Here is a 14,453-nt window from a genome sequence, read left to right as displayed (position 1 = left end):
CGACTACGAAGCCCTCCCGGCCCGATCCGAAGCCATGATCCACGTCGCGATGATCAGCCTCATGACCCGCCGCCTCACCGGCGAAACGACCCCCACCTGGCACGGAACCTGACCTCGACAACCAGGAGCGAAACACCCACTTAGCGAAGCACCTTCACCATCAGGCGTTCCCCGAGCACCCCGTCGGACAACAGGTCTCCGAGTTCTCCCGTATCGATGAAACCGTTGCGCCGATACAGCGCTACAGCGGGTTCGTTGCCCGGTAGGACCGCGAGCTTCAGAGTCGTGCACCCCGGTGCCGGGCCCACTCCTCGACGGCCGCTACCAACTGGTCTCCGACGCTGCGGCCCCGTGCCTGGGGGCTGACCCACACCGACCTCAGCTCGCATGCGCCGCCATCCCCGGGAAGGCCGGCAGCCATACCCACGGTTCGGCCGTCCAGCAACGCAACGATGCTGTAGGCGGCGGGCAGTGCCAAGCGCTCGCGCCACCGCTCCTCCCCACCGTCGTGCCATTGCGCGAGCCCAGCCTTGAAGGCGTGAGGTGCCTCGCTCAGTGCGGCAAGGCGAACCTCACGCCACAACGGTCAGTCGCTCGTCGTGAGAACCCGCAGGTACACCATGACCACGAGTCTGCCGCGACACTCGTACCGCAGTCCACAGGCAGTCCACGACGCCCTCGGCTCTCACGGCTCACTGACCAGCAGTTACGGGACTGAACCCCTTTAGCGGGTGCAGTTCAGCTTGTCCAGGCTGATCGAGTCCGCGATGGCCTGCCGTCCCGCGTCATTGGGGTGAAGATGGTCGTTGTCGTACTGGGGCAGCAGACGCGAGGGGTGGGCGGGGTCGCGGAGAGCGGCGTCCGTGTCGACGACCGCGTCGAAAATGCCGCCCGTTCGGATGAACGCGTTCACCTCGTTCCTCAGCGCGTCCTTCTCGGGCGTCCACTTCTGGGTGCCGCCCTCGAATGGCATGACCGTCGCGCCCACCACACACACCCCGGCCGCGTGAGCCCGGTTCACGATGTCTGTGTAGCCATCGATCAGCTGCTGTGCCGTGAGGGTAGTGGTGTGGTTGATGTCGTTGACACCCTCGAGCAGAACGATGGTCTTCAGCCCGGGTTGGGTGAGCACATCGCGATCGAGGCGCGAGATCGCACTCTGTCCGGCGCCGTCTATCAGCACCTTGTTTCCGGTGATGCCTTCGTTGGCCACACCCTTGATCAGCGTGTCGGTGGAGTTCCGGAGCCGGGCGGCGAGGAAGTCGGGCCAGCGGTGGTTGAGGTTCGTGGGGGACTTGAAGCCATCCGTGATGGAGTCCCCGAGCGTGGCCACGGCGCCGGTGCCGACGGGCGCGTCGACCACCAGCGCGTCCAGGTAGGCCCAGGAGGTGCTGGTATCGGTGTAGGAGGTCTGCGATTCGTCGGCCGCGTGATCCCCCGCGGGGGCGCTGTACGACGTCTGACTGGCAACGTTGTGGCCGGTCAGAACGCCGGAGGCCTGCTGGACGTAGAGGCTGACCGCCAGGTCGGAGTCGGGCTGGACCGCGCCGGTGAGCTGGTCGCTGTACACCGAGCCCCCCGCGGGGACCGTCACCGAGCCGAGGCTGCCGAACGTCAGCGGGCGGTTGGTACCCGGGGTCACGGCGGCGCCCGCCGACCGCTGCCCCACCCAGGCGGCGCCGAACGTCACCGGCTGGTCGCCGAACGCGTTGGACAGCCTGATCCCCAGGCCGCTGCCTCCCGCACTGGTGTGCACGATGAGACGGTGCGTCAGGTTCTGAGCGGCGGGTTGTGCGAGCTTGTCCGTACTGGCACCCCAGGTGACCAGCCTCGTTGTCGGGGATGAGCGGGCGAACCGTTGGCTGCCGGCCCCGTTGCAGGTCCACTGGACGAGGGCCGCGCCTTGCGCGGTCGAACCGGCACTCACGTCGAGGCACTTGCCGCTGTGTCGGGCGACCAGGCGGTTGTAGCCGTTGCCCGCGTCCTCCAGCTTCCAGTCGTCGTTGGAGCCGGTGGTGCACTGCCGCTGCAGGATCGCCGCGCCGTCGGCGGTGCTCTTGCCCTGGACGTTCAGGCACTTCGAGCTGTGCCGGGCGATGACGTGGACGTAGCCCGCCGAGGTGTCCTCGAGACGCCACTGCTGACTGAGTGCGGGGCCGCAGGACTGCTGCACCACACCCGCACCGTTGGTCGTATCACCGCCACTGACGTCCATGCACAAAGAGCTGTGCCCCGCCACGAAGGTGGAGTAGAGGGCGGGATCGTCCACCGGTGTGGTCGAGGCTGTGCCGGTTCCCGCCGACGAGCCGGCGGTCCCTGTCACCGCGGCGGCAGTCGGGTAGCCCCCCGACGCCACCCCCTGTGACACGAGACTCAGGACGACCGCACTGAGAAGAAGCCATGGTCTGCGCACGGAGATTTCCCTTCTTGTCGAGACCGCGTTCGACCCGCGGCGGAGAGTTCCTCGCCGCGCGCGTCGGCCGGCGCGGAGACGGCTCTGGTGAGCGGGGTGGAGGAAGTGCAGGGACCGGAGCCGCCGCCGCTCGCTGCCACCTGGGTTCGGCGGCTGTTCGTACCGCACCGGCACCTCTGGCGAAGCCCCGCGAATCCGCCCGTGCCGCGTATTCCAGTTCCCATCGGTGGGTGCCGACAGTCGCCCCGCAGGGATTTGCGGTGAGCGGCCGCATTGTGCGACGAGCGGTCGACCGGAGACCACGGGGGGAGGCCCTGCCGAGGAGCGGAGCCGCTCAGCCGGGACCGGCCGGCAAGGAGAGGCCCTCACGCCCGGGGAACCCATCCGCGCGCGAACCGTGGGCGACCGGGCCGGCGTGAGGTCGCGGCCCGGGTGTCACCGCTGGTCGGGACGTTGATCGGGCGCCGGTAGACCATCGGGCCGCACCCCCTCCTCGCAGGAACCGCCGACGGCGGGCTCCAGGCCCCCCCTACCTGCAACCCACCCGCCATGCAGGCGAGGGCGGAGAGGAACATGGCGCCGTTGAGCCGCCGGTTTCCGCCTCTGGGCGCGTGTTCTCCGTGGATCGAGGTGCCCGACGGCTTGGTGATGGGCGCGAGGCCGGCGTAGGAGGCGAGGTGGGCGGCGGTGGGGAAGCCGGTGCCGTCGCCGACGGTGAGCAGCAGGACGGCGGCGGTCCTGACACCGACGCCGGGCATCGAGGTCAGGACCGGGTGAAGAGGGTGGGCCTCCAGCGGGGTGTTGATCCGGGCTTCCAGGGCCCGCCGCTGTTCCTGGCCCGGCCGCTCGCGGCCGGGCCAGGGACGGGACGGCCACCTCGGGGGAACCTCGGACCAGGTGTCGGGGGTCGTGAGCCGGGAGGTCGGTGCCCTTGGGGAAGTACCGGCGGAGCAGGCCGTTCGTGTGCTCGTTGCCGCCGCGTCGCCAGGGGCTGGCGGGGTCGCAGAGGTAGACCGGGATGTCGGTGGCCAGGGTGAACGAGCCGAGCCCGGCGGCTCCAATCCGTCGTCGACAAAGGGTGTGCGGGCCGGGGGTCGGTTCGTTGGGGTGGGTCAGTTCTGTTCGGTGATGGTGAGGACTTCCAGGTCGGGTGATTGGAGGATGTCCTTCTCGCAGAAGCGGGAGGTGATCCACTGCTGGTTCGAGAGCAGTCTGGTCTGGTCGGAGTGGTGGGGGGAGGTGGGGTCGGCCGACTGGGAGTAGGCGAGGAGGGTCTTCGCATCGGGGCAGCCGGTGTCGTCCCAGCCGACGGCCTGGAGGTAGCTGGTGCCCGATGCGACGTCGCTGTAGCCGCCGGCGGCGGGGTCCCAGAGCGCGTCGATGACGTTCCAGACGCCGAGTTCCGCGGAACCGCCGGGGATCGGGATCCGGGTGCCGCCGCGGACGACGAACTGCGTGTCGCCCCAGGGGGCGTCCAGTGGGATTCCGGCGGCGCGCAGTTCTGCGACGGCGCGTTCCAGGGCTCGGGGGAGAGCCGGTGAGGAGGTGTTCAACGCGCGCGGGGTGTGGAGCGGGTCGGTGGGCGAGAAGGGCACGGTCCACCGTTCTTCTGCCGTGGTGTCGGCGACGAGCCCGCGCCAGAAGCGGTCGAAGAGCAGGGCGCCGCGGCTGTCGGTGTTCACGGTCCGGTCCCACTGCGTCAGCACACGGCAGGCCTCGGCGGTGTCGGCCGGGCGGGTACCCGCCTTCTGGGCGGCCTGTTCCTTGACCGGTGTGCAGAACGCGGTCAGGGCGGTGCCTGCGAGGTCGCCCGCGAGGGAGCTGTCGGCGAACTGGTGGCGTTGGAGGTCGGCAACGGTCAGGTGGCCCCGCCCGGCCATGGCGCCGACGTCGCGCAGTGCGCCGCGGGTGCGCAGGGAGAGCGGCGTCCCGGTGGTGCCGAAGACGCGCTCGTACCCGGTCAGGGGGCGCTCGGCATTGGTGAGCCAGGCGCTGTCGTTGGAGTTCTCCGCGTAGGGGGCGTCCTTGAGGACGGGCAGCGCCCCGGGGCCGAAGATTCCCGGCTGGAGTGCGTACGGATCGCTGCCGAGGGCGCAGTCTGAACGCGATCCGTCCAGGACGGCGAGCCCGGTGGCCGGGTAGACCCGGGTGCCGAGCGGCGTCGAGCATCGCGCCGCGATGTCCTCGGTGACGCGCGGCAGGACCTGTGACTGGGTGAACAGGGTGTGACCGGCCGCGTCCGCCGCGATGGTGTTGGCCCAGGGAATGCCCTGGGTGCGGTTCAGGCCCTTCAGGACCTCGTCTGTGCTGTGCGCCCGGGCCAGCGCGAGCGCGGCGTCGGTGCCCCGAAGGTGGGCGGCGTTGGGGTCGTTGAGGGCGTAGGCGCGGGCTCTGGTCCAGGGCAGCGGGCCCGTGAGGTCGAGCGCGGTGATGACCGGCCCGTAGCGGGTCCACCACTGCGTGCGGGTGACCGGCGGTCCCTCCTTGACCGCGACGGTGACGGTCCGCCGGGTCATCGGCTCGGGGCGGCCGTCCACGAGATAGGAGGTGGGGTCGGAGGGGTCCAGGGCCAGTTCGTAGAGGTTCATCGGCACGCCCGTGGCGACGGTGTGGCTCCAGGCGACGTCGGCGGTGTACCCGATCGAGACGGCCGCGGTGCCGAGGAGGGAGGCGCCCATGACGTCCAGTTCGCCCGGAATGCTCTGGTGGGACTGCCAGAAGCGCTGCGCGCCGTGCCAGGGGAAATGCGGGTTGCCGAGCAGCAGCCCGCGCCCGTTATCCGTGGTCGAGCCGTGGAAGGCCACGGCGTTGGAGCCCGGCCCGGTCCGCCCGGTGGGCAGGGGCCCGCGGACGGCCTTCGCGGCCGCGGGCCCCTGGGGTGCGGTGAGGTCGGGTGCGGGTCGGGCTTCGGGGGTGGCGGGCGCGGAACCCGATTCAGGCGGTCCGGCGGCGGCGATGCCGTCGATTCCGCGGCCCTCGCCGAGCAGGACCGTGAGGGAGCGGTCGAGCGCCGCGACATCGGTCTCGGTCACCGGCCGTACCCAGCCTGCGCCGGCGCAGGACGGGTCGGTGATCCTGTGGGCGCGCAGCCAGGCGTTGTAGCCGGCGGCCCAGCCGCGGCCCAGGTCGGCCGCCGCGCGGCTGGGCCCTGTGGGGGCGGGGGCCTCGCGGAGCCGCTCGACGGTTCCGGCCTCGCGCACTCCGCGGTGGTAGAGGTCGCTGGCGAGGTTGGTCGTGGCGAACGAGCCCTGCGGGTCGGGCGGGAGGCCGGGCCCGAACCAGAGGGATCGCTCGCCGCGCACGGTGAGGAACGCGTCGGCGAGTGCGCAGACCTGGTCGCGGGCCTGCGCCCAGCCGCTGCCGAACCCCAGCCCGGCGTAGTCGTCGGCGACGATGTGGGGGATGCCGTACTCGGTGTAGCGGATGACCGCCGACAGGCGCCCGCCGCTGGAGCCCGCCGCGGCGGCGACGCCGGGGGCCGGGCAGGACACCGCAGTGAGCAGGAGGAGCGTCCCCAGGGCGGCTACGGATCTCGTCCGTGTACGGACTGATGGTGTGGCGGTCAGGACGGCTCCCGGCGAGTCGGAGGGGGAACGACCGCTGCGCGTCGCGCTGCAGCACCTGTCCATCGAACCCGACCGTACGGACCCGGCCCCGTATTCGTCCGGTCAGCGGCGCGCCTGGAGAGCACCCGGCTCCCCGCGCTCCGTCCTCAGAGGGGCCGCCGCCCCGGTGGGGGCGCGCTCACGGCCCGGCACAGGCGTTGGCTACGTCAGCAGGAAGTCGTACACGGCCTGCCGTCCGGCCGGGTCCGCCGCCCGGTTCTGCACCGAGTGCGTCGCGCCGGCCACGATCACGATCTGTGGGTCGTGAACCGACCGGGCCTGCTGGTGGAGCAGTTCGTACGGTGTGGACAGGTCCCGGTCGCCGCCGAGCAGCAGCACGGGCACCCTCGGCAGCTTGCGGTGCCCCGGTGGCGTCGGCGGCACCCGTTGGCGCGGCCAGTCGAGGCAGACGAGGAGGCTGCCGAGCCCGGTCGCGGTCGCGGCGTCGTAGGGCCAGGTCTGTTCGGCCGTCAGCCGCCGCCGGGTGCGCTCCAGCGCGGCCGCGCGTTCGGCGACAGGCGTGTCGGTGGTGCCCCACGGGAAGTGCGAGTCGGCGCAGAGGGCGGCGGAGTGCAGCCCCTGACTGAGTTCCTCGGCCGAGGCGGCGTCGACCTGGCGGCGGACGAGGTCGAAGAGCTCCTGGAGCCGTGCGGGCCGCCCTGCGGCGGCCTCGTGCAGGATGTCCGCAACCCCGCCGTAGTCCGGGTCGACGAACCCGTAGCCCGTGAGCGCACTCAGGACCTGCGCTCCGTTGCCGTAGCGCCGTACGGTGGCGGCGAGGTCGGCGGCCGGGTCGGTGGTACAGCCGGTGGCTCGGCAGGCGGCCCGCAGGACCCGGGCGCTCGCGGGCAGCGCTGCCAGGTCGAGCGGGTCGAAACCCTGTTGCGGCACCACCGAGTCGAGCACCAGCCGGGCCACGTGCGCCGGGTGGGCCAGCGCGTACCGTTCGGCGACGAAGCTGCCGTACGAGACGCCGTCCAGGGTCAGGCGCCGGGCGCCGAGCGCGCGGCGCAGCAGATCGATGTCGGCAACGGTGTCCGCTGTGCTGTAGTGGCGGGCGTCGGGGCCGAGAGCCTCGGCGCACTCGGCGATCGACTCCTTGCGCGGTGCGGCGAGGTCGGAGGAGCCCATGTCCTCCTGGAGGCCCGGGCAGCGGAGCGCGCCGCGGCCGGTGCCGCGCTGGTCGTACATCACCAGCCGGTACGCCTTCAGGACGGGCTCCAGCCTGCTCGCGATCCGCCTCATCGCCGGGACACCCGGCTGGCCGGGGCCACCGGTGAGGAACAGCAGGTCGCCCCTGGGCGCGGCGGTGTTTCCGGTGACGGCCACCTCAAGGCTGAGGGTCCCGGCACGGGCGCCGCTGTGGTCGAGCGGGACGGTCAGCGTCCCGCAGGTGAACTCAGGGGCTTCCCGGCACGGCGCCTGCCCGGTGATCCCCCCGGTACGGGCGGCCGCGGCGGCGAAGCCGGCCGGGGGCGCGGACAGCGCGCCGGAGATCACCACGACTGCACCCAGCAGGGAGACGATACGGCCGCACGTACCCGTCATGCCCGTCCTTCCCTTCCTCTCGCGCCGGTCCCTTCCGGCACTGCCACCGAGCCAGCCTGCGCCTCGCCGCGACCGCCGTGGGCCCGACTCGGCCGACCATGCGAGCCGCACGACCCGGACGGCCCCGGTCCGCCCCGGAGCGCTGCCACCGGCGGACCGGTACCGCCAGGCCCGTTCGGCCTCGTCCGGCTCACCCGGCTGCGCATGATCACGCTTGCCTCGGCCGGTATCCGCCCGGGCGGCGGATCCCCGAGTGCGAGGAGTACTTCCGCACCCGCCTCGGCGCCGACCCGCAGTTCACCGCGTTCGTCATCGTGGACGGCGGGCACCTGCTCTTCATCGCGGTGGGCTGGTACACCACCGCAGTGCCCAGACCCGGCCGCGGACTTCTCGCCGGCGAGATCGCCTCGGTTGCCACCGACCCGGACCTCCGCCGCCAGGGTCACGGCCGGCGCGCCTTAGGCGCCGTCCACGCCCTCCACGACCGGGCGCCCGGCCGGACCGCCGGTCACCACGTCCGGCTGTTCGCCGTCGGCGACCCGTCCCGGCCGTTCCTGGCCCGCTCACCATCCAGCCCCGCCTCGGGCGAGTCGCCCCTGGCGGTCGTCGACCAGCTTGATCGGGCACGGCTGGCCGCGGGAGCACAACCATCCGGGTCTGAGCGACAAGGTGACGTTCCTCAACCGGGCGGTCTCCGATCACTGCCCGAATGATCACGCCCTCGACCACCAGGCTGTAGCGCTGCTGCTGAACACTGAGCAGCGCTACCAGCGGGCGCTGGCAGCGGCGGTCCAGCGGATCGTCGAGCGAGGCCGGGGCCGCGAGGCCACCCCTTCGGCGGCCGTGGCGGGCGGCCACGGTTCTGCGCCGGTGCCACGGTGATGCTCAGCCGGGCTGAGAACGTCGACCACCCTTGTCCATCTGACAGGGTCCATTTACATTTCGACAAGGGTCCTTTACGTTTGTCGCATGGATAGGTCTCCAAAGAACCGTCAGAGCCGAAGCGACACAGTCCGTGCCCGCGCCTGGTTGCTCGACTGGTTGCCGGCGCTCGTCACCCTTGGGCTGCTCAGCTTGATCGCAGAGCTCGGCCTCTTCGGTTCGACGGACTCGTGGAAGCTGTTCTGGTCGCTGTTGAACCTCGCCCCGGGAATGTGGATCGTCCGGGCCGTGGTCAGGGGCCTGCGTCGTGCGGACGAGTACCAGCGCCGCTGCCAACTCGAGGCGCTGGCGATCGGCTTCGGCGTGCTGATCACAGCGATCTATACCGTCGGGCTCCTCCAGGCGGCCGGGGTGGGCGACCTGCGGCAGCTGGTCCAGATCAGCTTCCTCGCAAGCATCCTGATCTGGATCGCAGCTCTGCTGTTCAAGACTTCGCGACCCCGATGAAGAACCGGCTCAGGGAACTGCGCGCGGTGCGACGCTGGAGCCAGACCGACCTCGCCGACCGCCTCGACGTGTCCCGGCAGACGATCTACGCCATCGAAACAGGACGCTACGACCCAAGCCTTCCGCTCGCGTTCAAGATCGCCGCAGTGTTCGGCGAACCGATCGAGGGCCTCTTCTTCCCGGACGAAGACACGGACTCTACAACGTGACCTTCCGTTGAGGCAGGGACGGTGCTCCGGCGTACGGCTGCATCAGCCTGGGACTCTGTCGGCCTTTGGAGGGGGCGGGCTACTGACTTCGGCTCGTCAGGGTGAATCTTCGCGAAGTTCCTGATGGGCCTGGTGCGTGGCTGTATCCGTGGTGTGTGAGTTTGCGGATGGGGGGCGGGCTGACCGCCGCAGGGCGTGAGCGCCGCCGGGAGGCGGTTCGGATGCAGGCGGCCGAGCTGTTCGAGCAGGAGGTCCAGCCTCCGGAGGTCGCGCGACGGCTGCGGGTGAGTCAGAAGTCGGCCTACCAATGGCACCAGTTGTGGCGAGACGGCGGGGTTGAGGAGCTGGCCTCCCGTGGCCCGAGCGGATCTCGGTGCCGTCCGTCACCGTGGTGTCTGGAAAACTGGTTGTGTACCTGGAGCAGGGTCCGGCCGCGCACGGCTGGGTGGAGGACCAGGTGTGGACCGCGGCGCGGGTGGCTACGCTGATCGGCAGGAAGTTCCACGTCTCCTACAGCGTCTCCGGGACGACGAGGCTGATGCACCGGCTCGGTTTCAGCCCGCAGGTCCCCGCGCGGCGGGTCGCCGACCGCGAAGATCAGGCCGTGACCGCATGGAGGGAGGCGACCTGGGCGGGGGTAAAAGTGCGCGGGCGGCCTGCGGGGGCGACATCTGCTTCGAGGACGAGGCAGGCTTGACCTGCCGTCCGCCCAGAGGACGCACCTGGGGTCGGCGAGGCCGTACTCCGGTCGTGGCGGTCAGCGGCCGCCGATCGGGACGCCTGTCCGTAGCCGGGTTGATCGCCATGCGGCCCGGTCCCCGCACCCGGCTGTGCCACCGCCTGCGCACGCACCCCGCGGGCAGGGGCGAGCGCCGCAGCATGGGGGGCGTGACTTCATCGCACTGATCGACGGCGTCCACCAGCTTGTCACGGCACCGATCGTGCTGGTCTGGGACCGCCTGAACACCCACGTCTCCCACGCCATGAGCGCCTTGATCGCCGAGCGCGCCTGGCTGACGGTGTTCCTCCTGCCCGCATCACCCGACCTCAACCCCGTGGAGTGGGTCTGGACACACGTGAAACACAGCCTGGCCAAGCTCGCATGGCCCTCGACCGTCTCGAAGCCCTCGTGTGTAACCGGCTCAAACGCCTCCAGGACCGACCCGACACCCTCGACGGCTTCATAGCCGGCACCGGCCTGACCCTCGACGCCCCACGTCACCCTGACAAGCCGAAGTCAGTATCGGGAGACGCCCACGACGCGACGGAGCTCTGGACACTGATTGCCCGCGGGGTCGCGAGCCGCCAGTCCGGCAAGCAGACAGGCCCGTTTCGGCGCACGTCAGGTGGCCGCGTCATGACGAGTGGTCCCTGTCGGCAACGGCGGAAATCGGGTTCTGGATCACTTTCCGGAAAGTGATCCAGAACCTCGTTTCACTCGTTACCGACAGTCCAGGACGGAGAGGCGTCATCCAGCGGACTGGCCCTACTGTCGATGCTGCTGACCATCGTCCCCCAGCCGGAGTCAGACCCTCTCATTCTCGCGGTCCGCCTTCGGGTATGGCGGATCGGCGACAGGACCACGTGAGTGCCAGAACGACCGGAGGCCCCGATCGGGGCCTCCGGTGCCCCGCTTCGGCGTGTCCACACCGATTTGTCGGGGATCCTGGCTCGGTTCACCGGCAACGCCGGGCGACGGAGCTGTGATCGTCAGCTGCGTACCATTTGCCGCTGGCGGGCGCACTGTCGGTGCCGGGGTCAACCGCGGGCGCCGGTGTATCCGGTGCAGCGTCGCCGGCCCGCACCGGTGTGCCTTGGCGAAGGTCCGGCGGGAGCGTCGAGCCCGGTCAGTACCAATGATGTGGCGGGCTCAGAATCGCTCGGTCCAGTAGGGGTCGAGCTTCAGGGCGTTGTTCCCGGGGGCGGAGGACGTGCCGGACCAGGAGCGGATCAACAGCTGATCGCCGTTCGGCCGGCTGCTCGGGGACAGCCGGGCGTGCACGCGGTACCGGTCTCCTCTGTATACGGACTGGGTGTACTCGACCGTCCCACCGTCGGCATCACTGGTGGTCCGCTCGACGAGAAGTGCCGGCGCATGCAGGGGGATCGTCAGCAGTTGGGCCTCGTCCTCGTCGACCACCGTGGGTCGGATGGTCTGAACGGCGGTGGTCGGCGTGGTCAGGTGCAGGAGCTCGAGGAACGATCCGGCTTCGAGGTCGTCCGCGCTGAGCTGCGGGACCAGGGCGTGTGGAAGATGGAGGCGTTCCACGCAGATCGGGGTGCCGTCGAGCATGCGGAGCCGGACGATTCTCAGGACCTCCGCAGCGGGCGACAACCGGAGGCGTTCGCCGATCTTCGCCCCGGCCGCGATCGTGCGGAAGCTGACCGTCAGGCTGGTCCAGGCGCAGTCCACACCGCCCGTCCCGGGGTCCGCACCGTCACCGTTCGGGGTCCGGGGTTGAACATTCCTGGGCCGGGCCGCGAAGACGCCGCGCCCGCTCTCGCGGACCAGGATCCCGTCACGGACCAGCTCGTCCACCACCGAGCGCAGTGTGTTGCGGGCCACCTGAAGATCCGCACACAGCTGGCGCTCGACGGGAAGAGGCTCGCCCATGCGCAGGTCCTGGCCAAGCCCGAGAAGGTGCGACCGGATACGTTCCCGCTTCTGCCAACGACTTTCGACGACCACGCCCTTACCGACATCCTTCACTGATCGATCCGATCCAGCGCCCCCGCCGGTGCTCGGCCGCCGACGAAAGGTTCACCGTTGTCCTGACCGGCCCGTCCGTACATAGGCATCACGTCAGCGAGCTCGAGGAGCACATCCGCGCGCGTGTACGGGCGGGCCGCGCTGAACCGGGGCGGGCTCGATCCGGCCCTGGCCGTGGCACTGGCGGCCGGCGGGGGCGTGCGGGAGGGCGTGACCATAGACATTCCGTTCCTTGGGGATAGGGGTCCGTCGGCGCTGACCGGTCGGACAAGTGAGGCGCAAGCTTGGTCCTATGCCGACACGCCTCTTACGACGGATAGGACTACTGCTGCCACTCACCCGAAGTCGGTGGACCATCTGCAAAGAGTGGGAACCGGCAGTTTCGTCCCGCCTTGTGATTCGACTGTTACGCCGCTCAGTGGCGAATGGTGGGACTGTGCCCCACAGCTGTTGCCTCAGCCAGGGTCGGCAACAGCGACAACAGGGCCTCCCTGGTGCCTCTCCGGCTTCAACGTCCAGAAGCTGCACCCGATGGCCCTGTTCATGTGCGCCGATCACCCCGCGATCACCCGTCATGATCGGTGCGGCAACGGTTTTTTACTTACCTCGGGCCCACGGTCACGGGGCGAGGTGTAGACCGAGACCTTCGCCAGTGACAGGTAGTCGGCGCCCGGGAGGCACAGGGCAGCATGATCCGCCGCTACATCATCCGGCGGAACAGAAACGCCGCTGACAAGCGCCTCAAAGCCCTCGTGAGCAGGGCGAGCGCCGCCTGCCCCCACGACAGGTGCGTCCTTGGGGCGGACGGCGGGTGAAGCCTGCCTAGTCCTCGAAGCAGTTGCAGCCCCCGCAGGCCGCCCGCGCTCGTCTACCTCCGCCCAAGTCGCCTCCCTCCACACGGTGACAGCCTGCTCGTCCCGCTCGGCGACCCGACGCGCGGGGACTTGCGGGCTGAAACTGAGCCTGTGCATCAGCCTCGTCGCCCCGGACACGCTGTAGGAGACGTGGAACTTCCTGCCGATCACCACGGCTGCCGGGGACGGGCAGGCCGAAGGTGCCGGGGGCGGGCGGGCGGCGTCGCCCGCTGTTCGAACGCGACGGGGCCAGGCATCCGGATCCCTTGGCCGCGCAACGGCGCGATGCCCCGCGACACACCGCGGACTCTCCGGAAATCCGCGAGTCCCCGAGAACCGCTGGTGCGGCCGCGGGCCATGCTGGGGCCGGCAGCCCGACGACCGGCCGCCTGGCCGTTCGTCGGGCTGCCGATCCCATTGGATCCGATACGGGTGATGCCGTACCCGACGGCTTCATGGCCGGCACCGGCCTGACCCTCGACACGCCACCGTCACCCTGACGCGCCGAAGTCAGCGACAGGCGGCCCGTCCTGAGAGGCGCACGGTACTTGATCATTTCACCTCGATGCTGGTGAATGGCGGAGGACGGTTGATCCGGGTAGGGAGCCGAGACGCAATCGCCGGGCCCCGTACGCGGTCCCCGTGGTGGGCGTATCCGAGTCTTGGCCCCGCCGGGAGCTCGGGGTAGCGTCGAACTACCTGCCCGGATACCTGTCCCGATCCGTCCGGGGGAGTTCCCCGTGGGTGGTGGCGCACCACGGGACCCGAGTCCCCGTCCTCCTCCCAGCCCTCGAACTGCACCCGGGCCAGCGTCCACCGCTCATCCGCGGAACCATGCGTGGTCGGCCCCTTGCCGAGTTCCTCCTCAAGCACGGCGAACTGGGCGGCGGTGACGGTCGGGGAGTTGGCCGGCCCTGCTGAGCGCAGTGCCTCCATCCCGCCCTCGCGCCAGCCAGGGCGCCAGCGTTCCACCGACCGCACGCTCACCCGCAGATCCTTTGTGGTCACCGTGGTCTTCCCACCCACCGCGAACCGCATCCCGGTCTGGAACCGGATCGCCCCACGAAGCGCCCGACGCGCAGCGGTCAGGCCCCCACCCGCCGGATACCTCACACAACGGCGTACCGCAGGGATCATGAACCGTCACTACCCGACGACAACCCGAAATCCTCAGTAATGGCGCGGAGGATCTGGCGAGCGAGGCCTTCGCCCGGACCCTGGCGGCGGTGCGGACGGGGCGGGGCCCACCGAGAACTGGCGGCCGTACCTGCTGGCGGTGGTCCGCAACACGGTGATGGCCTGGTCGGCTGCCTCGCGGCGCACCCTGCTCACCTCCGACTTCGGCGACCGGGTCGACCGGCAGGAGCGGGTGCTCTCGCCGGATGAACTCTTCGCTGCCGCGGCCGAACGGCATCTGGTGGCGGAGGCATATCAGTCGCCGCCGGAGCGCTGGCGCACGGTGCTTTGGCACTGCGTCATCGAGCAGCACTCGCCCGGGGAGGTCGCGTCGCTGCTGGGCGGGAGGCGTCCGGGGGGTGCCTCTATGTCCTTCGTCAAGGATGTGGTGCCGGTTTTGGTGCTGTTTGGGGTGGTCATGCGGCGGGGGTGGCGGCTGGGGTTCGGGATTCGTAGAGGGTGCCGTCGCGGAGCATGGCGAACAGGACGCTGATGCGTTGGCGGGCGAGGCGCAGGAGTGCCTGGGTGTGGGTTTTGCCGCGGGCTCGT

8 protein-coding genes and 7 pseudogenes are annotated in these 14,453 nt (G+C 70.5%); 5 read left to right on the top strand and 10 right to left on the bottom strand.

Going from position 1 to position 14,453, the window contains the following annotated elements:
* Window positions 1-112 (top strand): annotated as a pseudogene (locus PUR56_RS01855) (IS5 family transposase); the annotation flags it as partial.
* 28 nt (window positions 113-140) lie between these two features.
* On the opposite strand, the pseudogene PUR56_RS01850 reads toward PUR56_RS01855, so the two are convergent.
* The 6 genes and pseudogenes from PUR56_RS01850 to PUR56_RS01825 all read right to left on the bottom strand — a co-directional run bounded on the left by PUR56_RS01850 (window position 141) and on the right by PUR56_RS01825 (window position 7,566).
* Window positions 141-583, bottom strand: a pseudogene (locus tag PUR56_RS01850) (GNAT family N-acetyltransferase).
* 141 nt (window positions 584-724) lie between these two features.
* The gene (locus tag PUR56_RS01845; protein ID WP_329884490.1) at window positions 725-2,269 is read right to left on the bottom strand and encodes an RICIN domain-containing protein; all 1,545 of its coding nucleotides are present in this window, start codon (window positions 2,267-2,269) and stop codon (window positions 725-727) included.
* Between the two features lie 509 nt (window positions 2,270-2,778).
* Window positions 2,779-3,171: an IS110 family transposase gene (locus PUR56_RS43240; protein WP_443034423.1), complete on the bottom strand. Its 393-nt coding sequence runs from the start codon at window positions 3,169-3,171 to the stop codon at window positions 2,779-2,781.
* 136 nt (window positions 3,172-3,307) lie between these two features.
* Window positions 3,308-3,451, bottom strand: a pseudogene (locus PUR56_RS01835) (IS30 family transposase); the annotation flags it as partial.
* A 74-nt stretch (window positions 3,452-3,525) separates the two neighbouring features.
* Window positions 3,526-5,904, bottom strand: coding sequence for a penicillin acylase family protein (locus tag PUR56_RS01830; RefSeq protein WP_329884488.1), 2,379 nt, complete (start codon window positions 5,902-5,904; stop codon window positions 3,526-3,528).
* Window positions 5,905-6,180: 276 nt separating this feature from the next.
* Entirely contained in the window at window positions 6,181-7,566 is a 1,386-nt protein-coding gene (locus tag PUR56_RS01825; RefSeq protein ID WP_329884486.1) for an alpha/beta hydrolase, read from the bottom strand.
* Window positions 7,567-8,235: 669 nt separating this feature from the next.
* On the opposite strand from PUR56_RS01825, the gene PUR56_RS01820 reads away from it, so the two are divergent.
* The 4 genes and pseudogenes from PUR56_RS01820 to PUR56_RS43235 all read left to right on the top strand — a co-directional run.
* Window positions 8,236-8,448: a hypothetical protein gene (locus tag PUR56_RS01820; RefSeq protein ID WP_329947566.1), complete on the top strand. Its 213-nt coding sequence runs from the start codon at window positions 8,236-8,238 to the stop codon at window positions 8,446-8,448.
* Between the two features lie 87 nt (window positions 8,449-8,535).
* Entirely contained in the window at window positions 8,536-8,955 is a 420-nt protein-coding gene (locus tag PUR56_RS01815; protein ID WP_329884482.1) for a hypothetical protein, read from the top strand.
* Window positions 8,952-9,164, top strand: a complete 213-nt coding sequence (locus tag PUR56_RS01810; RefSeq protein ID WP_329947565.1) for a helix-turn-helix transcriptional regulator — start codon at window positions 8,952-8,954, stop codon at window positions 9,162-9,164. Before PUR56_RS01815 ends, PUR56_RS01810 begins: the two co-directional genes overlap by 4 nt.
* Before the next feature lie 167 nt (window positions 9,165-9,331).
* Window positions 9,332-10,389 (top strand): annotated as a pseudogene (locus tag PUR56_RS43235) (IS630 family transposase); the annotation flags it as partial.
* A 645-nt stretch (window positions 10,390-11,034) separates the two neighbouring features.
* Here PUR56_RS43235 and PUR56_RS01790 read toward each other — a convergent pair.
* The 4 genes and pseudogenes from PUR56_RS01790 to PUR56_RS01780 form a co-directional block, all read right to left on the bottom strand.
* Window positions 11,035-11,778 (bottom strand): GntR family transcriptional regulator, encoded by a 744-nt coding sequence (locus PUR56_RS01790; RefSeq protein WP_329947562.1) that lies wholly within the window; start codon window positions 11,776-11,778, stop codon window positions 11,035-11,037.
* Window positions 11,779-12,644: 866 nt separating this feature from the next.
* A pseudogene (locus PUR56_RS43230) lies at window positions 12,645-12,914 on the bottom strand (helix-turn-helix domain-containing protein); the annotation flags it as partial.
* A 609-nt stretch (window positions 12,915-13,523) separates the two neighbouring features.
* Window positions 13,524-13,841 (bottom strand): annotated as a pseudogene (locus PUR56_RS43225) (IS630 family transposase); the annotation flags it as partial.
* Window positions 13,842-14,320: 479 nt separating this feature from the next.
* Window positions 14,321-14,453 (bottom strand): annotated as a pseudogene (locus tag PUR56_RS01780) (IS110 family transposase); the annotation flags it as partial.

Source organism: Streptomyces sp. BE303 (genome assembly GCF_036290945.1).
Classification (GTDB): Bacteria; Actinomycetota; Actinomycetes; order Streptomycetales; family Streptomycetaceae; genus Kitasatospora.
Note: the sequence above shows the minus strand (reverse complement) of the source record. Positions and strands in the feature narration are given on the sequence as shown.

What these genes read in the sequence shown, in the direction of transcription:
- PUR56_RS43240 (WP_443034423.1), bottom strand. Translation starts at nt 3,171, where the DNA reads ATGCCCGGCGTCGGTGTCAGGACCGCCGCCGTCCTGCTGCTCACCGTC.
- PUR56_RS01825 (WP_329884486.1), bottom strand. Translation starts at nt 7,566, where the DNA reads ATGACGGGTACGTGCGGCCGTATCGTCTCCCTGCTGGGTGCAGTCGTG.
- PUR56_RS01815 (WP_329884482.1), top strand. Translation starts at nt 8,536, where the DNA reads ATGGATAGGTCTCCAAAGAACCGTCAGAGCCGAAGCGACACAGTCCGT.
- PUR56_RS01810 (WP_329947565.1), top strand. Translation starts at nt 8,952, where the DNA reads ATGAAGAACCGGCTCAGGGAACTGCGCGCGGTGCGACGCTGGAGCCAG.
- PUR56_RS01790 (WP_329947562.1), bottom strand. Translation starts at nt 11,778, where the DNA reads ATGGGCGAGCCTCTTCCCGTCGAGCGCCAGCTGTGTGCGGATCTTCAG.